We start from the raw sequence: 20,898 nt of genomic DNA on the forward strand, positions 1-20,898 counted from the left end.
GTTGCTGGGCCGCCGTCAGGTAGCAATTAGGAGGTGAGGGTGGCGGCGAGCTCGTGGAAGTCGCGGCTCGGGTTGCCGAAGCGGTGCAGGGTCATCGACACCGCCTGCTCCTGCACGTAGTACCGCAGCTCCACCCGCCCCGAGGTGGTCACCGGCTCATCGATGATCGCGACCTCCGGGCGAGGCGCGGCCGCAGCCAGCAGTTCGTCCTCGAACCGACCGAGGACGCGGATGCGGGCACCCACCGTGTCGTCGTAGCGACCCTGTCCGACCATCTCGGCGAACAGATCCGCCGACTCCGTGCGGGCGGGGACACCGGCGTTCGTCACGGCGATCTTCACCTCGGCGGGCACATCCTCGGCGACGGACAGCTGCACCGCCGACCCCACCGTGGTGGCGGCGTGGAGCGAGCGTTCGAGATCGAACAGGCTCGCCTGGGCAGTGACGCGCAAGGTGACCGGCCGAGGACGGTAGCGGAAGATGTTCGCCTCCGCGCGCAGTCCCGTATGGTCCTTCGCCGCACCGAATTCGGCCCCGAACCAGCGCTTGTCATCGGCCTTGGCCGCCTCGAGATTCTGGCTGCCGGCATCGGCGAAGTGGCCGAAGAGCATGAGATAGTTCGGCCCGCCGGCCTTCGACCCCAGGCCGACCGAGGACTGCTTCCAGCCGCCGAAGGACTGCCGACGCACGATCGCACCGGTGATTCCGCGGTTGACGTAGGCATTGCCGACCTCGACGCGGTCGAGCCAGGTGGTGACCTCCTCGGGGTCGAGGGAATGGATGCCGCCGGTGAGGCCGAAGTCCACGGCGTTCTGGAACTCGATGGCCTCATCGAGGTCCTTGGCATGCATGAGACCGAGCACCGGACCGAAGACCTCGGTGAGGTGGAAGAAGGAACCGGGCTTGACCCCGTCCTTGATACCCGGGCTCCACAGACGCCCCGAATCGTCGAGCTGCTTGGGCTCGAGCAGCCAGGATTCTCCAGGTTCGAGCGACGTCAGCGCCCGACGCAGCTTGTCCGAGGGATCCTCGGTCAGCGGACCCATGGTCGATGCGAGATTCGACGGCCAGTCGACGACCATCGACGAGGCGGCATCGATGAGCTGGCGACGGTAGCGCTCGGAATCGTAGGTCGAACCGACCATGATGCCCAACGAGGCGGCCGAGCACTTCTGTCCGGCATGTCCGAAGGCCGAATACACGAGGTCGGCCATGGCGAGGTCTCGGTCCGCCGCCGGGGTGATGACCAGGGCGTTCTTGCCCGAGGTCTCTGCATTGACGTGGAGTTCGGGTCGGAAGGACTTGAACATCGCTGCGGTCTCCGACGCACCGGTGAGGATGACCCGGTCGACGTCGGGATGCGAGACGAGGTGCTGGCCGAGGTCCCGCTCGACCGGGGCGCACAGCTGCAGCACGTCCTTGGGCACGCCGGCCTGCCACAGGCAGTCGATGATGAGCGCCGAACAGTGCGGGGTCGGCTTCGACGGCTTGTGGATGACAGCAGATCCCGCCGCCAGCGCCGCCACGGTGCCGCCGGTGGGAATCGCCACCGGGAAGTTCCACGGGGGAGTGATGACGACCATCTCATCGGGAGTGAAGGTCGCGCCCTCAATGTTCTCGAGCTCGAGCGAATTCAGCGCGTAGTAGCGGATGAAGTCGATGGCCTCGGACACCTCGGGATCGGACTGCGACGGCATCTTGCCGACCTCCGCGGCCTCGACGGCGATGAACTCGCCGCGACGGGCAGCGAAGATGTCCGCGGCGCGGTGGAGGATCTCGGCGCGACCGGCGGCGCCGAGGGCCCGCCAGTCGGCAGCCGCGGCGCGACCGCGGGCGATCATCTCATCGAGCTCGTCCGTGGATTCGACCTTGGGCGCGTTCGGACGATCGTCGAGGTAGCCGGGGGCGGTCGCCTCGGCGATGATGCTGCGCACCCACTCCTGGTTGGCAGGAAGGGACGGGTCGGTGTCGGGTTCATTGAAGAACTGGGTCGGCACCACGGTCTCACCGAGTGTTTCGGTCGACCGGTTCTGGTGACGGTTCGGGGCCGGTGCGGTCTCACCCTCGGTGTCGAGGATCGATTCGAGCTGGTCGACCGACGCGGTGAACCGATCGGCTTCGCGCTTGAACACGTCGTTGCCGTTGGCGAGGTCGAAGATGCCGGACATGAAGTTCTCGGACGCAGAGTTCTCTTCAAGCCTGCGCACGAGGTAGGAGATCGCGACGTCGAACTCCTTCGGATGAACGGCCGGAACGTAGAGGAGGAGGTCTCCGACGTCCTCGGTCACGGCGGCGGCCTGCTCGCTGGCCATACCCTGGAGCATCTCGAACTCGACGCGGTCGGTCACGGAGCGTTCGACGGAGAGGTGGTGGGCGAAGGCGATGTCGAAGAGGTTGTGCCCGGCCACGCCGATGCGCAGCCCCTTCATCCGCTCCGGGGTGAACAGCCAGTGCAGGACTCGCTTGTAGTTCGCGTCCGTGGACTGCTTCGAATCGCACGTCGTTGCAGGCCAGCCCGCGATTTCGGCGTGCACGGTCTCCATCGCCAGGTTCGCGCCCTTGACGAGGCGGACCTTGATCCCGACTCCGCCGTTCTCGACACGGCGGGAAGCGAATTCGCTCAGCCGCTGCACCGCTCCGAGCGCATCGGGCTGGTAGGCCTGGATGACGATTCCGGCCTCGAGATCCTTGAATTCCGGTTCGGAGAGCAGTCGCGTGAACACCGCGATCGTCAACTCGAGGTCCTGGTACTCCTCCATGTCGAGGTTGACGAACTTCGCGCCGGTCGGGGCTTTCGCGGCCTGCTGGTAGAGCGGACGGAGGCGGTCGACGACATAGTCGACGGTCTCGTCGAAGGCCCACATCGAGATCTGCGAGGCCACGGAGGAGACCTTCACCGACACGTAGTCGACATCGTCGCGGGCGAGCAGCCGGTGGGTCTGCTCCAGGTGATTGTCGGCTTCGCCGTCACCGAGCACGGCCTCGCCGAGGAGGTTGATGTTGAGCCTGTGACCGTCGGCGGTGAGGGCGGCGACGGTCTTGCCGAACTGCTTGTCCCGGGCGTCGACGACCATGTGGCCGACCATCTGACGCAGGCGAGTGCGGGCGGCGGGCACGACGACCTGCGGGGCGATCTTGGCCAGTGCGGCACCGGCCTTGATCTGTGCACGGTCGAGGTACGACATCGTCTCAGGTGCCAGCTTGCCGACCTCGGTCAAGGCGTCGGCGGCGGCGTGGACATCATCGGTGCGCACGACCCGATCGACGAACCCGACGGTGAAGTCGAGGCCGTTGTCGTCGGAGAGGACGGCGGAGAGGCGTTCGGCCGCGGGGTTCTTCGCCGTGGTCATCGACGTCGACACTCGCAGCCACCGGCGGACGGTGTCGATCGACTGGGCAGTGAGCGTGGCGAGGTCGGTTTCGGTGTGCAGCAACTGTGCTCCTTCGGTGCTCGGATTCGGTGCTCTCACGCGTCGGCGCTGACCGTGGAACCTGGGTGTGAGATCAGTATGCGCCGCCGAAATCCGGGGGTGAAGAGATGGAGTCGACCGCCGTGAATGTTTGAGTCAGAAGTCCTAAGATAGAGTGATGTATTCCGCTGAGTTCCGTCGTGACGCCGTGGCGCTGCTGACGACGTCGACCCTCGCCGAGGCGGCCGCGCGCACGGGAGCATCGCCGTCGACCCTGCGTCGTTGGGCGAGCCGATCCGACCTCGCGGATCGTCCCCGCAGCGGCCGCCCGCCGATCCAGGAGACCGCTGACCGGGTCGTCGAAGCACTCGTCGCCACCGCGGGGGCCAGGATCTCCGGACGGGACTATTCGACTCGTGCCCTGGCCGAGGCGACGGGGTTGAGTCAGAGCATCGTCTCCCGGTCGGTGCGGGCGCTGACGGTCCCCGTCGCCGAGGTGGCCGGTGCCTCGGAGCTCATCCTCGCGGCCAGCGGGTTTCCCCTCGTCATCGTCGGCGTTCGCAGGAACGATGCAGGTGGGGGCGGAGATCGTGGAGAGTCCGCGACGATCGTGCCGCCTCGGCGAATTCAGCGGCGCATCGCGGGAATCACCGCGGCCCTGCGCACCGCGGGCGTCGGGCGGTGGGCGCAGCGCTTCGACAGCGAGCATCGGCAGGTGCCCACCGCCGAACTGCTCGCCCTGCTCGACGGTGATGGTGACTTCCTCGTGTTCGACCCCCTCGGCGAGGTTCCTGACGACCTCTCCGACGGGGCGGGAGCCCGGGTGAGGGCGTGCGCGGAATTCGACGATTTCGTCACCGTACTCAAGAGCCGCCTCGGCGAGTGTCAGGACATTCCCGGGTCTCTGCTCGATCTGCTCGCCGACCGCGTCCGGAACGGACTCGAAGGTGTGCTGTGGTGGGAATCGGCTCCGTACGAGCCTCAGAGAAGTTCTATTACTTCTGACTCAATGGAGATATCGTCGTGGCTGCCGAAGGAGACCCGATCGATCACCGAGCATCTGGCGATCGCGCTGCGCGAGGAGATCATCGACTCCGGATATGAGCCGGGGGACCGGATCAATCCGCGCCTGCTCTCCCGCCGAATGCAGGTGCCCAGGGCCTCGGTCGATGCGGCGCTGCGAAGGATGGTCGACGACAAACTGCTCGACGGATCCCGCGGCGGCGCGCGGATTCCTTTGATCACGACCGTCGACGTGCTCGACCTCTACGCCGCGCGCATGGCCATCGGGGAGGTTGTGCTCAGGTCCCTGGCCCTGCGTCCGCAGCGCTACCTCGTGCCCGTGCAGCTGGCCCTGCGACAGGTCGAAGCCTCGGCGCCGACGCGCAGCGGAATCGATGTCGAGGACGCCGACCTCCATTTCCAGCAGGAGCTGGCCCGTGCTTCGGGTCTGCGGGAATCGGCGCGTGCCTTCGAAGCCCTGACTCTGCGGCTGCGTCTGTTCATCTCCATCTTGCAGCTCGACTATTCTCCGGCCAGCGACCGTATCGTCAGCGATGATCGGGCCATGTTCCGTGCGCTCAGCCGAGCGGATGCGAAGACGGCGATCGAGGTCTGGCGCGGCAAGGTCGACAATGCGGTGAGACATATGGCCGGTCTGCTGGGCAGGCGGCGCTTCGACCAGGAGCTGTGGACCCAGCTGACCCGCAGCCTCGGGTGAGTACGGAAGCCGGGACCCGCCTCGGCGGGGGTCGTGGTCTATATTTGTGCCGTGGAGACTTTGGTTGTGGGCGTGGCCGGCGGAACCGGCAGCGGAAAGACGACGCTGACTCAGGCGCTGTTGGACAAGTGCGAAGGACCGCCGTCCGTGCTCTTCCACGACAACTACTACAAGCGGCGCGACGAGCTCACCTACGAGGAGCGCGAGAAGGTCAACTACGACGATCTCGATGCCTTCGACAATGACCTCTTCGTCGACCATCTCACCGCATTGCGGAACTCCGAGGCGGTCGACAGCCCCGTCTACGACTTCTCGATCCACAACCGCAGCGACGAGACGACGCGCGTCGAACCCGCGCCGGTTATCATCGTCGAAGGCATCCTCATCTTCGCCGAACCGCGCATCTGCCGGCTGCTCGACATCAAGCTCTTCGTCGACACCGACGCCGATGTGCGTCTGCTGCGCCGGATCAAACGCGATGTCGTCGATCGTGGTCGGACGCTGCAGTCGGTGGAGGACCAGTACTTGGGCACGGTCAAGCCGATGCACGAACTCTACGTCGAGCCGTCGAAGCGCAATGCCGACCTCATTATCCCCGACGGCGGCCACAACATCGTCGCTATGGACATGATTCTCAACCGCATCCAGCGCGGAGTCGGCTGAGGCTGAGCTAGGGTCTGACCTGGCCGTATTGGGTCATTCGGGGCCGTTCGCGAAGTCGTGTCAGTGCCGACGGGTACCGTTTCTATATGGACGTCGACCCCGCACGGGAACCAGCGCCGGTTCCGGATCCGCTGACCGAGATCACTCGGTTCGGTGAGCTCCTGCGCGGTCTCGACCCGGGCGGCACCGAGGCACAGACACTCGAGCGGATCACTGCGCTCGAGGAGCTCAAGTCTGCCGTCGTCGCCGCACAGTCGCGGGAGGCAGTGGCGTTCGAAGCGCTGCGCATCGAGCGGGACCGGCACAACAGGGTGCCCGCGATCGACTGCGGAAAACGTGCCGGAGACGAGGTCGGGCTGGCGAAGAAGGTCTCGCCCGGATCGGGGCGGAAGTTCCTCAGCACCGCCCGCTCGATCGTCATCGGGATGCCCAATACCTTCAAAGCCCTGTCCAAGGGGGAGATCTCCGAGGACAAGGCGCGCATCATGGTCGATGAGACCGCGGTCCTTGCCGCCGCCGATCGGCGCAAGGTGGACACGCGGATGAAGCGCAGTCTGGAACCGTCCGGGTTGCGCAGCCTGCGCGCCGAAGTGCGTGCGCTCAGTGCGGAGATGGACGCCGAGGCGGCTGCGAAGCGGGCAGCGAAAGCTGAGTCCAATCGTCGTGTGAATCTGACCGTGATCGATGACGGGATGGCCAGGATCTCTGCGATCCTGCCGCTGGCTCAGGCCGTCGCCGCCTATGAGAGTCTCCGGGCCGGAGCCGAGTCGATCACTGCCGCCGGTGACGCAGGCGGACGGAATCGCCAGCAGGTGCTCGCCGAAACCTTCGTCGAACGATTGAGCGGCCAAACGAGTGCGACGGCGGTGCCTGCGGAGATCCATGTGCTCGTCGAGGCCGAATCCCTGCTCTCGGACGGCCTCGTGCCCGCCTGGCTGCCCGGGTTCGGACCGCTGCCGGCGCAGACGGCACGGAAGTTCATCGCCGCGAACGAAGCAAAGATGTTCATCAGCCGGATCTTCACCCGTCCCGACGACGGGCAGTTGGTGGGGATGGATGCGAAGAGTCGAGAGTTCACCGGCCGACTGCGGCAGATGATCACCTTCCGCGACGATGTGTGCCGGACACCGTGGTGCGACGCCCCGATCCGGCATGCCGATCATGCCCTTCCCGTTGCCGCTGGCGGAGCCACCACCTGGGAGAACGGTTCAGGACTGTGTGCATCCTGCAATTACGCGAAGGAACATCCCGGGTGGAAGCATGAGGCCACAGCGGACGGGCTGCGCGTCACCACGCCGAGCGGACGATCCTACGAGGTGACTACGCCCGCGGTGGTCCGCCGCATGCGGTTCCCGCGTCCCGAAGCGGTGTCCGAACCGGGTGGTTCGCCGCCGGGGCCGGATTGGCGGCAGACCTTCTCCCGTTTCCTCGAACCGGATAGGGATGAGGGCGGGAGAGTCGCCGAACAGGCCGGCACAGACGAAACGCACGATGCGGCTCAGCCGGACCCGCCGGTCGAATACCAGACGATCGAACCGAAGTGTGTGCTGCCCGAGCAGCTGCCACCGCGCTATTGCACCCGTGCCGAGAAGATCGCCGGTTGGCGCAGCCGCAATTCGCACCGACGACCGAGTGCACAGGACTGCAACGGCAGCCCGGTCGAAAGGCAATTGGTTCGGATGGTGTTCGGGCCCGACTGAGCCGCGTGTCGGATCTGGAACATCGCGGGAACACCTGTCACACGGACACTGCAGAGAATCGTAGTTATGGACAGGGCGGGTAAGAGCGGCAGCACACGACTGACGACTGCGCGGGGGCGAAGTCTCAACCTCGTGGCGCGTGTGCTCCCTTTAGGGGCGGTGGCCTGTTGGGTGATCACGATCTTCGTGCCGGTCCTCGACAGCGGCGGGCCCGGATCGATGCAGATCCGCGTGACGTCTCTCGGTTTCTCGCCGATCGACATGAACGACCTCGACGAGGTCTACCTCGTGCTCTGGATCGTCATCTTCACCGGTGCGTTCACCGCCTGGCTGCTCTCCGCGTCGAAGTGGTGGTCGATCGCGGCCATCGTTCTGGGCACGGTGCTGGGACTGCGACTCCTGCAGATGGTCGCCGATCCGCCGATCATGATGTGGGACGGGCAGACGGCCGACGGCATGCCCACGGGAGGCATGGAGGTCGCCTACCCGGCGGCAGGGTTCGGCCTCTGGGTGCTCGGCAGCCTGCTGTTCTTCGCCGCCGGCATCTGTGGTCTGGTCGCTGCCGCCCAACAGGACCACCATCGTCGTGAACGGATCAAACGCTGTATGTCGAAGCGCCATGGTCCCGCCGCGTGAGGCTCGACTCGGCCGACTGCTTCTGCATTTCGCGCAAGCGCTGTCTCTGTCAGCTCTCTGCCTGTGGATCGTCATGCTGTGGGTTCCGGTGGTTGCCAGCCCTGAGGACACGTCGGAAGCGCCGCAGCCGCCGCGCATCATCGTCACCGCTCTCGGCGGACCGCCGTTCGACCTCGAGGAGGCTCGGGGCTCGATGGTCTTGGTCGCCGTCGGCGTTCTTGTATGTGCGGCTGCTTCGCTCCTGCTCACCGTCAGGTCTCGGCCCGATTCGCACCCGTGGCCGGACGTCGTCCGGCGCCTATGGTCGGTGGGAACTCTCTTTCTGAGCGTCTGCGTCTTCCTCGTGTTGGCCGACATGTTGGCCAATATGCCGACGATCATGTGGGACGCCGTCGATGATCGCGGACGCTCGGTCTTCGGGATGGTCGTCGCCGAACCGGCGCTGGGCGCAGTCCTTTGGGCCATCGGGGGCCTCAGTCTGCTGGCCGCGGGAGTCTGCGGCCTCCTCGGCGACGCCAGGCGGAGGAAGACAGCACCCGCTCACTTCGCAAACGCCAGAATCACCCCGTGGCCCCAAGGGAACCGAACACATCGCCTCGCACAGCGGCTGCCGTGGGTCGCGCTCGCCTGCTGGGTGCTGATGATCTGGGTGCCGCTCTTCGACAGCGGCGACCATGGTGATGATCGATTGACGGTGACATCGTTCGGACGGGTACCCTTCGATCTCGCCGACCTCACCCCGGGTGTCATCCTGCCCTGGGTTGTCGTTCTCGCCTGCGCAGCGACCGCGAAACGGTTCGACACCTTTGCCCACTGGCCTCTTTTGTCGGTGGCAGTCGGAGTCGGTCTGTTCATCCAGCAGGCGACTATGGTCATCGATCTTCCGCGAGAGCGCGTCGAAAGCACCGACGCCGCCGGTGAAACGCTCAGTGCCATTATCGTCGGGTATCCGTCAGCAGGTCATTATCTCTGGACGATCGGCTGCTGGGCACTAATCGCCGCAGGCATCTGCGGACTCCTCAGCGATCGACGGCGGATCGACCGGCAGATGCAGAGGCAGGCACAGCGTCCGACGAAAAAGATCAACCGCAGACGCCAACGCAAGCTGCAGCAGTGGGCCCGGCTGCTTCCGCTCACCGCGGTCGGAGTGTGGACCGTGACTGTCTTCGTCCCCGTCGTCGACAGCTTCAACGACGACGGTCCGCGCATTCGAGTGACTTCACTGGGAGAATGGACGATTGATGACGGCGGTGATGTTGATCTGTTCTTCCTGATCATCTGGGCACTCGTGGTCGCCATCGCCGCGCTCGGGCCCGCCTTTGCCCTCGCACGCTGGTGGGGCGTGACAGCTGTGCTCATCGCAGCACTCCTCGTCCTGGTCCTCTTCAGCTACCTCCTCATTCCTCCCGTGCTGATGTGGGACGGGCAGCTGCCTGACGGAACACCGACCGGAGGGATGGAAGTCGGTCGCCCGTCGTTCGGCTTCGGGCTGTGGCTCATCGGCGCCGCAGCCCTCGTCGCAGCTGGGATCTGCGGACTCCTCACGCAGACCAAATGCGTCCGGCCAGCAGTCCAGGGACCACCAGCCGGAGGCGTTTGAGAACAGAATCGTTCCGAAATCACTTCACGGGTTCGAAGACTCCCGCGAAATAGTCGCCGATCTCGGTATGTGCGTCCAAGGGGAAGACGCCAGAGACATACTGGTCGGGTCGGACCACGACGACGGCACCATCGCGGCTGATCTCACGGGCTTCGAAGATGTCCTCGTCGGGCAGGGTCGCGTAGATCTTCTCCACGTATTCGAGGTCAAAGGCACCGATATTCGGACGGAAGGCCTTCGGCACATCGGGGAACGCGAACTCCTTGTGCTCCTGCTGGTAGATGACGCTGAGCTCGACGAGCGCATCGAGGTCCTCACCCTCCCTGCGGTAAGCGACCAGGGGAGAGGCCTGATCCGATTCGAGCCACGCAGCCAGAGCTGCCACCTTCGACTCACCGCCCGAGTTGCCAGCACTGCCGTCGACGACAGGAGCGGCCCGATCGGCGAAGACATAGACCCTCCAACGACCGTCGGCGCGGGCCTCATGTCCGAGGTGGATGAAGTTCGCATCGCAGCTGCGCTTGACCCGAGCCGACTTGAACCGCTTGCCGATCGGGAATCCGGCCGCGAGCTCCTGATGAGTCGTCGGCGTCGTGATCATCGACTCCGTGTACTCGGTCATGAACCCTGCCGGGAACTCCGCGGTCTTGACGTAGAAGTCCTCGAGGTAGGTCTTGTCCGGCAACTCCTCCTGCGGAGTCGCCATGAGCGTCGACCATTCCTTGTCGAATTCGATGAGGTTCTTCGCCGCCACCTGACGTTCGGCCGAATAGGTGCGCAGCAGTTCCGTCGACGACCGTCCGGAGATGACCTGGCCGAGCTTCCACGCGATGTTGAACCCGTCCTGCATCGATACGTTCATTCCCTGACCGGCTTTCGCCGAGTGAGTGTGGCAGGCATCGCCGGTGATGAACACGCGCGGACACTGAGAATCGGGCGCGGTCTCGTCGGTGTCGTCGAAGGCATCGGTGAGCCGGTGCCCGACCTCATAGACCGAATGCCAGGCCACGTTCTTCACATCGATGCTGTAGGGCGAGATGATCGCATTCGCCCGGCGGATGATCTCGTCGATGCTCGTCGACCGCACCTTGCGCGCATCATTCTCGGGCACCTCGCCCAGATCGACGTACATCCGGAACAGATGTCCGCCCTCGCGGGGGATGTGGAGGATGTTTCCGTGCTTCGACGAGATCGCGCACTTGGTGCGGATATCGGGGAAATCGGAATTCGCGAGCACATCCATCACGCCCCAGGCGTGATTGGCCTGGTCACCGGACATCGTCCGTCCGATCGACGATCGGACCTTCGACCGGGCACCGTCGCAGCCGACGACGTAGCCGGCGCGGATGGTGCGTACCTCCCCGGCGCGCTCGCCGGCCGTGTAGCGGACGGTGACCGATACCGGATGGTCCTTCGCCGAGGCGGCCGCGGCGTCCTGGTCGACCGCGAGGTCGACGAATTCGATCCCATAGTCGGGTGTGATCTTGCCGGGGGACTGGGCTGCGAACTGGGCGAAGTAGTCGAGCACGCGTGCCTGGTTGACGATGAGGTGGGGGAATTCGCTGATGCCGTGCTCGTCATCCTTGGGCCGACCGGTGCGGATGATGTTCTCGGGGTTCTCCGGATCCGGATTCCAGAACGCCATCTCGGTGATGTGATAGCCCTCGCGCATGATCTCCTCGGCGAAGCCGAACGCCTGGAAGGTCTCGACAGAACGGGCCTGGATGCCGTCGGCCTGACCGATGACCAGCCGCGAATCGCGCTTCTCGATCATCCGAGTGTTCACGTGCGGGTACTGCGACAGCTGTGCCGCCGCGATCATCCCCGCAGGGCCGCTGCCGACGATGAGGACATCGACTTCATCGGGCAGATCATCTGCGCGCTCGATCCCGTAGCCAGCGGCTTCCTCGATCCGCGGGTCCGCGGACACGTAGCCGTTCTGATGGAAATGCATGTCAACCTCCGGTTCGTGACACGTCGTCGTGATGTTTGAATGCTATCAGTTCATATACGATCTGGTGTCGGCGGGGTGGTGCCGATCACCGTCATCGCTGGTCAGCTGCGGCGACCCGATTCCGATGATCGGGCTCACTGACTGCTCGTCCTCGTGGACTGGACCGAGCGGAATGCCGGTGCGATCACGCAGCAGCAGAGTCGCGGCGAGGGCGAGCACGGCGACGACGCCCAGGTACACCGCCACCGAGGCGGTCGTTCCCGTCGATGACACGAGCCCCTTCGCGATCGTCGGAGCAAAGGCGCCGCCGAGGATCGACCCGATCGCATAGGACACCGAGACCCCGGAGAAGCGGACGCTGGAGGGGAACAGCTCGGCGTACATCGCCGGCTGCTGACCGTAGGTGAAGCCCAGACCGACGGTGAGGACGACGAGACCGAGCAGGAGCATGCCCACCGAGCCGGTGTTGACCAGCGGGAACAGAGAGAAGATACCCGCGAACAGGAGGATCCAGCCGAGGATGTAGGTGTTCCGGCGTCCGATCCTGTCCGAGACGGCTCCCGCGATGATCGTGAAGACCAGCCAGGACACCGCCGAGGCGGCGACGGCCCAGAGCACGGGACCGCGTTCGAGGCCGATGGGTCCGGTCGGATCCGTGGCGTAGTTCTGGATGTATCCGCCGGTGGTCATGTACCCGGCGGCGTTGTTGCCCATGAACACGAGGGAGGCGAGGATGACGAGCAGCCAATGGCTCTTGATGAGCTTGCCCAGCGGGTTCGTGACCTGTTCCTTGCGCTCGGCGATCTCGTGGAAGACCGGGGATTCCTCGACTCCGCGGCGGATCCAGTAGCCGACGAAGACGAGCACGATGGAGAGGAAGAACGGCACCCGCCAGCCCCATTCGAGGAAGGCATCGCCCGGGGCGATCGAGGTCATCAGGGCGAGCACGCCCGAGGACAGCAGAAGGCCGATGGACACCCCGATCTGCGGGAAGGAACCGCGCAGTCCGCGTGACTTCTCATCAGCGTGTTCGACGGCGAGCAGAACGGCTCCGCCCCATTCTCCGCCGGCCGAGATTCCCTGGACGATGCGCAGTGCGATGAGCAGGATCGGAGCCAGGACGCCCGCGGTTTCGAAAGTCGGCAGGAAGCCGATGAGCGCGGTCGCGGCACCCATGGCGATGAGGGTGATGATGAGGACCACCCGGCGGCCGAGCTTGTCACCGAAATGTCCGGCGAGGAATGCGCCCAAAGGGCGGAAGAGGAAGCTGATCCCGACCGTCGCGAAGGCGACCATGGTCGAGAGCGTCGATCCGAGCGGGCCGAAGAAGAGCTCGTTGAAGATCAGTCCCGAGGCCGCCGCGTAGAGGAAATAGTCGTACCACTCGATGCTCGTGCCGACGATCGTCGCGAATGCCACCCGGGTCTGAGTGTGCTTCTGTGCTGCCATGACTCCTGTGTCCTGTCGTGCGTCCCGACCACGTTCTCTGTGGCCTGGATTACTTGTTCCCGGGAACCGTATCATATACGATCTGTGGTGAAGCCAATCGAAATGAGGTGTGAGATCGATGTCGACTCCAGCAGGTGTTCCGGCCCGTCCGGGCAAGATCATTGCCGTTCATGTGGCCTATGAGTCCCGTGCGGCACAACGAGGAAAGCGCCCCGCCCAGCCGTCATACTTCCTCAAAGCGGCCAGCTCCGTCGCCGCCACCGGCCAGACCATCGAACGCCCCGCCGGCACCTCGCTGCTCGCCTTCGAGGGTGAGGTCGCCATCGTCATCGGCGCCCCCGCCCGCAACGTCACCGAGGCCGAGGCCTGGTCGTATGTCGCCGGCGTGACCGCGTCGAACGACTTCGGCCTCTACGACATGAAGACCCCGGACAAGGGATCGAACGTGCGCTCGAAGAGCCGCGACGGATACACCCCGCTGGGCCCTGAACTCATCCCCGCCGCCGAGGCGGCCCCCGACTCCCTGCGCCTGCGCACCTGGGTCAACGGCGAGCTCGTCCAGGACGACGGCACGCGAGCCGATCAGCTCATCTTCACCCTCCCGCGCATCGTCGCGGACCTCAGCCAGCACCTCACCCTCGAGCCCGGCGACGTCATCCTCACCGGCACCCCTGCCGGATCCTCCGTCGTCGCCCCCGGTGACACGGTCGAGGTCGAGGTCACGGCCGCCTCGGCGAACGGCGAAGAACTGAGCTCCGGACGACTGACCACCACAGTCGTCGACGGCCCCGGGGAGTTCGACGAGCAACTCGGCAGTCTGCCCGCAGTGAACGAAGCACTCACCGTCGACGCCTGGGGCTCACGCGAAGCCGCCGGACTCGCCCCGGAGGGTGATGCCGATGAAACTGCCGCGACGGCACTCGGCGATGACCTCGTCGCCAAACTCACCGAGGCTCCGACCGCGGGCCTGTCGGCTCAGCTGCGGTCGCGCGGACTCAACAATGTCGTCATCGAAGGCGTGGCCCCGCTGAAGCCGGGCGCGAAGATCGTCGGCACCGCGAAGACGCTGCGCTTCGTGCCCAACCGCGAAGATCTGTTCAAATCCCACGGCGGCGGTTTCAACGCCCAGAAGCAGGCCTTCGACTCGATCCGCCCCGGCGAGGTCGTCGTCATCGAGGCCCGCGGCGAATCCGGTTCGGGCACCCTCGGTGACATCCTCGCCCTGCGTGCGAAGTCGCTCGGCGCCGCCGGCGTCGTCACCGACGGGGGAGTCCGTGACTCCGCCGAGGTGGCCGAGATCCTGCCCGTGTTCTCCACCGCGAAGCATCCCGCCGTGCTCGGCCGCAAGCACGTGCCGTGGGAATCGGACGTGGCTGTGGCCTGCGGAAATGCCACCGTCCTGCCCGGCGATGTCATCGTCGCCGATGATGACGGAGCTATCGTCATCCCTCGTGACCTCGTCGAGGAAGTCGTCGACGCGGCACTGGCGAAGGAGATCGAGGACGGCTGGGTGGCCAAACAGGTCGCCGCCGGCAATCCGATCGAAGAGCTCTTCCCGCCCAAGGGCGAATGGAAGGCGAAATTCGACGAGTGGAAGGCCTCACGGTGACTGCGACTGCGTCCCTGAGCAAGGCCGAGACCGCCTATCGGTGGATCCGCGAACGCGTCGCCGACCAGACCTATCAGCCCGGGCACAAGCTCGTGCTTGCGCAGATCGCACTCGAACTCGACACCTCAGTGGTGCCGGTGCGCGAGGCCATCCGCCGCCTGGAAGCCGACGGGCTCGTGACCTTCGAGCGCAATGTCGGGGCTCGTGTGGCCATGGTCGACCAAGGGTCCTACACCCAGTCGATGGAAACGGTTGCGATCCTCGAGGCCGCGGCCGTCGCCCAAGCACAGGGCCACCTCGGTGCCGATGATCTCGATGCCGCGGAGCAGATCAACGATCGGATGCGGGCTCTGCTCGATGATTTCGAGCCGGCCGAGTTCACCCGGCTCAACCACGAGTTCCACGAAATGCTCTACCGGCGCTGCCCGAACGAGCGGCTGTGCACCCTCGTCGAACTCGAGTGGGACCGGCTCAACCACCTGCGGGATTCGACGTTCTCCTTCGTCCCAGAACGGGCGCTCGAGTCGGTGGAGGAACACTCCCGCATCGTCGCCCTCATCCGGGCTCGCGCCTCGGCGCAGGAGGTCGAACGGGCCGTGCGCGAGCACCGCTCGGCCACTCTGCACAGCTTCCAGAACTCCCAGACGACCACAGCTCCAACCACGGATTTGCAGACAGACACACGAAAGGACAAGTCATGACACAGTCCACCACCCCGCCGGCCGATTTGCCGGAGAAGATCCGCCACTACATCGGCGGAGAATTCGTCGACTCCATCGACGGAGACGAATTCGATGTCCTCAACCCGGTGACGAACGAGCCCTACATCAAGGCCGCCTCGGGCAAGAAGGCCGATATCGAAGCCGCCGTCGCAGCGGCGAAGACGGCCTTCGATGAGGGCCCATGGCCGCGGATGCTCCCGCGTGAGCGCGCCCGGATCCTGGGCAAGATCGCCGATATCGTCGAATCCCGCAAGGACGAACTCGCCGCCATGGAGTCCTTCGACTCCGGACTGCCGATCACCCAGGCCAAGGGCCAGGCGGCGCGCGCGGCGGAGAACTTCCGTTTCTTCGCCGACCTCATCGTCGCCCAGGTCGACGACGCCTTCAAGGTCCCCGGCCGCCAGGCGAACTACGTCAACCGCAAGCCCATCGGCGTGGCCGGACTCATCACCCCGTGGAACACCCCGTTCATGCTCGAGTCCTGGAAGCTGGGACCGGCGATCGCGACCGGCAACACCGTCGTGCTCAAGCCCGCAGAGTTCACCCCGCTCTCGGCCTCCCTGTGGCCGGGTATCTTCGAAGAGGCCGGCCTGCCCACCGGTGTGTTCAACATGGTCAACGGCTTCGGCGAGGAGGGCTTCGCCGGCGACTCGCTCGTCAAGCACCCCGACGTGCCGCTCATCTCCTTCACCGGTGAGTCGAAGACCGGCCAGACGATCTTCGCCAATGCCGCCCCCTGGCTCAAGGGCCTGTCGATGGAGCTCGGCGGAAAGTCCCCGGCCGTGGTCTTCGCCGACGCGGACATCGAGGCTGCCGTCAACGCCACGATCTTCGGCGTCTTCTCCCTCAACGGGGAGCGCTGCACCGCCGGTTCGCGCATCCTCGTCGAGCAGTCGATCTACGACGAATTCGTCGAGCGCTATGCCGCTCAGGCGGGGCGCGTGAAGGTCGGTCTGCCCTCGGATCCCGCCACCGAGGTGGCTGCGCTCGTCCACCCCGAGCACTATGAGAAGGTCATGTCCTACGTCGAGATCGGCAAGTCCGAGGCCCGCCTCGTCGCCGGCGGCGGACGCCCCGAAGGCTTCGAAACCGGAAACTTCGTCCAGCCGACCGTGTTCGCCGATGTGCAGCCCGACGCGCGGATCTTCCAGGAGGAGATCTTCGGCCCCGTCGTCGCCATCACCCCGTTCTCCTCCGACGAGGAGGCCCTGGAGCTGGCGAACAACACGAAGTACGGTCTGGCCGCCTATATCTGGACCTCGGACCTCAAACGCGCCCACAACTTCTCCCAGGCCGTGGAGTCGGGAATGGTGTGGCTGAACTCGAACAACGTCCGCGATCTGCGCACCCCCTTCGGCGGCGTCAAGGCCTCGGGACTCGGCCACGAAGGCGGCTACCGGTCGATCGACTTCTACACGGAACAGCAGTCCGTGCACATCAACCTCGGCGAGGTCCACAATCCTGTCTTCGGAAAGCAGTGAAGCAGCCATGACCAAACGCACTGATATGACCCGGACCTCGGCCGGCTATTTCGTCAGCCAGGAGACGGGCATCTCCACCGACAACCCCATCGCCACTCCGCAGGTGAGTCCGCCCGACATCCTCCGCTGCGCCTATATGGAACTCGTCGTCACCGACCTCGCCGCGTCGCGGGAATTCTACGTCGACGTGCTCGGACTCTACGTCACCGAAGACGACGAGAACACGCTCTACCTGCGTTCGACGGAGGAGTTCATCCACCACAATCTCGTCCTGCGCAAGGGCGAGGTCGCCGCCGTGGCTGCGTTCTCCTACCGGGTGCGCAGCCCGGAAGAGCTCGACAAGGCAGTAGCCTTCTACACGGAACTCGACTGCGATGTCCGACGCAATCCCGACGGCTTCGTCAAGGGCGTGGGCGACTCCGTGCGCGTGGTCGACCCGCTCGGCTTCCCGTACGAGTTCTTCTACCAGTCCGATCACGTCGAACGCATGTCGTGGCGCTACGACCTGCACATCCCCGGCGAACTCGTCCGCCTCGACCACTTCAACCAGGTCACCCCGGATGTGCCGCGGGCCGTGAAGTACATGCAGGACCTCGGCTTCCGCGTCACGGAGGACATCCAGGACGAGGAGGGCACGGTCTACGCCGCGTGGATGCGCCGCAAGTCCACCGTCCATGACACGGCGATGACCGGTGGCGACGGACCGCGCATGCACCATGTCTGCTTCGCCACCCATGAGAAGCACAACATCCTCTCCATCTGCGACAAGCTCGGTGCCCTGCGCCGGTCCGACTCGATCGAGCGCGGACCCGGCCGCCATGGCGTCTCGAACGCGTTCTACCTCTACCTGCGCGACCCCGACGGTCACCGCGTCGAGGTGTACACGCAGGACTACTACACCGGCGACCCGGACAACCCGGTCATCACGTGGGACGTCCACGACAATCAGCGCCGCGACTGGTGGGGCAACCCCGTCGTGCCGTCCTGGTACACGGACGCCTCGCTCGTCCTCGATCTCGACGGCAACCCGCAGCCCGTGCACGCCCGCACGGACGATTCGGAGATGGCCGTGACGATCGGTGCCGACGGGTTCTCCTACACCCGCGCGGATGAGAATGAGGGCAAGCTGGGCAACCAGCTCTGAAAGGAATCCACATGCTCGATGAGGCAACGATCGCGGCCATCGCCGACGATCTCGCGGAGGCGGAGCGGACTCGGTCGAAGATCGGTCTGCTCACCGCGCAGTATCCGGATATGACGGTCGAGGACTCCTATGCGGTGCAGAACGAATGGCGCCGTCGCGGTGAAGCCGCCGGCCGTCGACTCTACGGTCACAAGATCGGGCTGACCTCGAAGCCGATGCAGCAGGCCACCGGCATCACCGAACCCGACTACGGAGCGATCTTCGCCGATCAGGTCTATGACACCGGGTCCGTGATCGATCATTCGCAGTATTCGGGTGTGCGCATCGAGGTCGAACTCGCCTTCGTGCTGCGTGACGAACTGCGCGGACCCGATGTCAGTCTCTTCGACGTCCTCCGGGCCACCGAGTACGTCGTTCCCGCCCTCGAGGTCCTGTCCTCGCGCATCGAGATGGAGGGGCGCACGATCGTCGACACCATCTCGGACAACGCGGCACTGGGGGCGATGGTCCTCGGCGGCCGTCCCGTCGCCGTCGATGCCGTCGACCTGCGTCGGGTGAACGCCCTGCTCTACCGCAATGAGACGATCGAGGACTCCGGAGTGGCTGCCGCCGTCCTCGACCATCCGGCCCGCGGAATCGTGTGGTTGGCGAACAAACTCGCCGAACACGGAGATGTGCTGCAGGCCGGAGAGACCGTGCTCGCCGGATCGTTCACCCGCCCCATGTGGGTGCATCCCGGCGACACCGTCCACGCCGACTACGGAGAGCTGGGAGTCATCGCATGCCGTTTCGAGTAGAACTGCCGGAGACCTTCGCCGACCGTGTGGCCGGCCTCGGCGACGGCGAGTACCTGGCCGGGATGTGGGTGTGCTCGGGTTCGCCCGTGGCCGCCGAGATCGCTGCCGCCTCGGGAATGCAGTGGGTGCTCATCGACGCCGAGCATTCCCCGATCGGACTCGAGACCACGACGAGTCTGCTGCGTGCGATGAACGGCTACCCGGCGACCCCCGTCGTGCGGGTGCCGGTCAACGACACGGTGCTCATCAAGCAGTACCTCGACCTCGGCGCGCAGAATCTGCTCGTGCCGATGGTCGATACGAAATCCGACGCCGAGGCGGCTGTGGCGGCCGTCCATTATCCGCCGAAGGGTGTGCGCGGGGTCGGTTCGGCCCTGGCCAGGGCCTCCCGGTGGAATGCCGTGGACGGGTACCTGGGTCGTGCCGAGGAGTTCGTGTCCCTGACGGTGCAGATCGAATCGGCGACCGCAGTGGACAACGCCGCCGAGATCGCCGCGGTCGATGGAGTCGACCAGATCTTCGTCGGGCCCTCCGACCTGGCTGCGTCGATGGGACTGCTCGGACAGCAGACCCATCCGGATGTCACCGATGCGGTGGCCAGGACCTTCGAGGCGGTGAAGGCTGCCGGCAAACCCGTCGGTGTCAACGCCTTCGACCCCGAGCAGGCACGGAAATACCTGGAAGCCGGAGCGTCCTTCGTCCTCGTCGGAGCCGACGTCGGTCTGATGATGAACGGCGCCCGCGCCTGGGCCGACACTTGGGTTCAGGACTGAGCTCGCTCCCAGCGGTGCCGGGCATCATCGTGGGCGGCGATGAGGAGTTCGTCGACCTGCTTCTCAGTGCGTGAGCCTGGATTCACGACCGCTACCCACCCCTGCCTGCGATACAGCGGGTGGGGGTGGATTGCGTCTGTGACGGACTGCTGACCCGGGGTGTCCGCGTTCGCGTCGACATCGGGGCCGGGCTCGCCGAAGAGTGCGGAGAACCGGGCACGCCCGATGTGGAGATTGAGCCTCCAGCGATCGGGAGCCGAGAGCTCGGAGGCCGTGTCGTCGGGGTAGTCCTTGGTGATGATGGTGGCGAACGGCTGAGTGTTCGCAAGCACTTCTCCGTCGGGAGCGAAATAGAAGAAGTGGTCTCCCCAGGTCAGCTCGGGGTACGGGCCGCCGGCCTCGGGAGCGATGTGGAGCAGTCCGTCGAGAGTGTGGAAACGGTCGATGATCTCGTGCATACTCATGGTTCAAGTGTGCACTTGAAGTGTTCATGTCGGGTTTTTGTCGGGAGGTGATCACTCTGCGCACTGCGGACGTGGCTTCGCTCAGCGGGTATTCGGTGCAGCAGATCCGTCAGCTCGAATCCCGCGGTGTCATTCCCGCAGCCGCTCGGGAGGACAATGGCTACCGGCGGTATTCAGACGTGCATGTCAGTGCATTGTCCGCATACCGTGATCTTGCTTTCGCCGTCGGTCCTGTTGCGGCCCGATCGGTGATGACCGAACTTCCGCGGCTCGATCCCCGTGAGGCGATCGCCCTTCTCACCGGCAAAGTGACTGAAGTGGACGAGCATCGACGTCAGGTCGTTGCAGCACGCTCGATGCTGCTCTCGATCCAGTCAGAAGCTGAAACTGCCGGCGAGCATGGGCGCGAGACGACCGACGAATCGATGACGATCACCGAACTTGCTGAGGCGGTGGGCGTGCGTGCATCCACGTTGCGATACTGGGAATCGGAGGGACTGACTACCCCGCTCCGGGTGGGCTCCGGAGCTCGAACCGCGCGTCTCTATCGGTTCGGAGCGATCAGAGACGCAAGGATCACTGCCGCGCTGCGGTCCGGAGGGTACGGCATTCACGAGATCCGCGAAGCTTTGGCAGTGGTGCGAGGGCTCGGTGATACGAGCTCGATGCTCGCCGCACTCGACGACAGACTGGACGATCTGGCGTTGCGTGGGGCGGCGGTCTTGCGAGCCGGGGGTGTTCTCGCCGGGACGATCGGCGGAGGACACCCCTGAGCT

At 65.4% G+C, this 20,898-nt stretch carries 16 protein-coding genes; 12 read left to right on the forward strand and 4 right to left on the reverse strand.

The genetic code is table 11. The features are described 5' to 3' along the window. Positions 1–26: 26 nt before the first annotated feature. Positions 27–3,434 carry a bifunctional proline dehydrogenase/L-glutamate gamma-semialdehyde dehydrogenase gene (locus tag ACVZTU_RS04130; RefSeq protein ID WP_482401483.1) on the reverse strand — a complete coding sequence of 1,136 codons (3,408 nt, stop codon included), beginning with the start codon at positions 3,432–3,434 and terminating at the stop codon, positions 27–29. Positions 3,435–3,588: 154 nt separating this feature from the next. On the opposite strand from ACVZTU_RS04130, the gene ACVZTU_RS04135 reads away from it, so the two are divergent. The 5 genes from ACVZTU_RS04135 (at position 3,589) to ACVZTU_RS04155 (ending at position 9,729) form a co-directional block, all read left to right on the forward strand. Continuing rightward, positions 3,589–5,130 (forward strand): FCD domain-containing protein, encoded by a 1,542-nt coding sequence (locus ACVZTU_RS04135; RefSeq protein ID WP_181271006.1) that lies wholly within the window; start codon positions 3,589–3,591, stop codon positions 5,128–5,130. Positions 5,131–5,181: 51 nt separating this feature from the next. Beyond that, a complete protein-coding gene (gene udk, locus ACVZTU_RS04140; protein ID WP_139469259.1) occupies positions 5,182–5,793 on the forward strand; it encodes a uridine kinase in 612 nt (203 codons plus the stop codon). An 86-nt stretch (positions 5,794–5,879) separates the two neighbouring features. Then, positions 5,880–7,493, forward strand: a complete 1,614-nt coding sequence (locus ACVZTU_RS04145; protein ID WP_482401484.1) for an HNH endonuclease — start codon at positions 5,880–5,882, stop codon at positions 7,491–7,493. A gap of 132 nt (positions 7,494–7,625) precedes the next feature. After that, on the forward strand, positions 7,626–8,129 hold the full coding sequence (locus ACVZTU_RS04150) for a hypothetical protein (RefSeq protein WP_139469262.1): 504 nt from the start codon (positions 7,626–7,628) through the stop codon (positions 8,127–8,129). After that, a complete protein-coding gene (locus ACVZTU_RS04155; protein WP_482401485.1) occupies positions 8,113–9,729 on the forward strand; it encodes a hypothetical protein in 1,617 nt (538 codons plus the stop codon). Before ACVZTU_RS04150 ends, ACVZTU_RS04155 begins: the two co-directional genes overlap by 17 nt. A gap of 19 nt (positions 9,730–9,748) precedes the next feature. Here ACVZTU_RS04155 and ACVZTU_RS04160 read toward each other — a convergent pair whose 3' ends face one another. Together ACVZTU_RS04160 and ACVZTU_RS04165 are read right to left on the reverse strand one after the other, a co-directional pair. Further along, a complete protein-coding gene (locus ACVZTU_RS04160) occupies positions 9,749–11,683 on the reverse strand; it encodes an FAD-binding monooxygenase (protein ID WP_482401486.1) in 1,935 nt (644 codons plus the stop codon). 45 nt (positions 11,684–11,728) lie between these two features. Continuing rightward, the gene (locus ACVZTU_RS04165) at positions 11,729–13,132 is read right to left on the reverse strand and encodes an MFS transporter (protein WP_482401487.1); all 1,404 of its coding nucleotides are present in this window, start codon (positions 13,130–13,132) and stop codon (positions 11,729–11,731) included. A gap of 118 nt (positions 13,133–13,250) precedes the next feature. Between ACVZTU_RS04165 and ACVZTU_RS04170 the strand changes: the two genes are divergently transcribed. Genes ACVZTU_RS04170 through ACVZTU_RS04195 form a run of 6 tightly spaced genes read left to right on the forward strand, consistent with a single transcriptional unit; the run spans position 13,251 to position 19,658 of the window. Then, complete coding sequence (locus ACVZTU_RS04170; protein WP_482401488.1) at positions 13,251–14,741, forward strand: fumarylacetoacetate hydrolase family protein; 1,491 nt, start codon at positions 13,251–13,253, stop codon at positions 14,739–14,741. Next, a complete protein-coding gene (locus ACVZTU_RS04175; protein ID WP_482401489.1) occupies positions 14,702–15,442 on the forward strand; it encodes a GntR family transcriptional regulator in 741 nt (246 codons plus the stop codon). Before ACVZTU_RS04170 ends, ACVZTU_RS04175 begins: the two co-directional genes overlap by 40 nt. Then, on the forward strand, positions 15,439–16,944 hold the full coding sequence (locus ACVZTU_RS04180) for an aldehyde dehydrogenase (protein ID WP_482401490.1): 1,506 nt from the start codon (positions 15,439–15,441) through the stop codon (positions 16,942–16,944). The genes ACVZTU_RS04175 and ACVZTU_RS04180 overlap by 4 nt, the downstream gene beginning before the upstream one ends. A gap of 7 nt (positions 16,945–16,951) precedes the next feature. Then, on the forward strand, positions 16,952–18,088 hold the full coding sequence (gene hpaD / locus ACVZTU_RS04185) for a 3,4-dihydroxyphenylacetate 2,3-dioxygenase (RefSeq protein ID WP_482401491.1): 1,137 nt from the start codon (positions 16,952–16,954) through the stop codon (positions 18,086–18,088). An 11-nt stretch (positions 18,089–18,099) separates the two neighbouring features. After that, positions 18,100–18,885, forward strand: a complete 786-nt coding sequence (locus ACVZTU_RS04190) for a fumarylacetoacetate hydrolase family protein (RefSeq protein ID WP_482401492.1) — start codon at positions 18,100–18,102, stop codon at positions 18,883–18,885. After that, the gene (locus tag ACVZTU_RS04195) at positions 18,870–19,658 is read left to right on the forward strand and encodes an HpcH/HpaI aldolase family protein (RefSeq protein ID WP_410710866.1); all 789 of its coding nucleotides are present in this window, start codon (positions 18,870–18,872) and stop codon (positions 19,656–19,658) included. Before ACVZTU_RS04190 ends, ACVZTU_RS04195 begins: the two co-directional genes overlap by 16 nt. Here ACVZTU_RS04195 and ACVZTU_RS04200 read toward each other — a convergent pair. Then, positions 19,649–20,122: a DUF6194 family protein gene (locus tag ACVZTU_RS04200; protein WP_216657199.1), complete on the reverse strand. Its 474-nt coding sequence runs from the start codon at positions 20,120–20,122 to the stop codon at positions 19,649–19,651. The two genes, ACVZTU_RS04195 and ACVZTU_RS04200, sit on opposite strands and share 10 nt — an antisense overlap. Before the next feature lie 26 nt (positions 20,123–20,148). Here ACVZTU_RS04200 and ACVZTU_RS04205 point away from each other — a divergent pair, with 26 nt between their 5' ends. After that, the gene (locus ACVZTU_RS04205) at positions 20,149–20,895 is read left to right on the forward strand and encodes a MerR family transcriptional regulator (protein ID WP_482401744.1); all 747 of its coding nucleotides are present in this window, start codon (positions 20,149–20,151) and stop codon (positions 20,893–20,895) included. Positions 20,896–20,898: the final 3 nt, after the last annotated feature.

It is taken from the genome of Brevibacterium sp. OS20 (assembly GCF_056837565.1).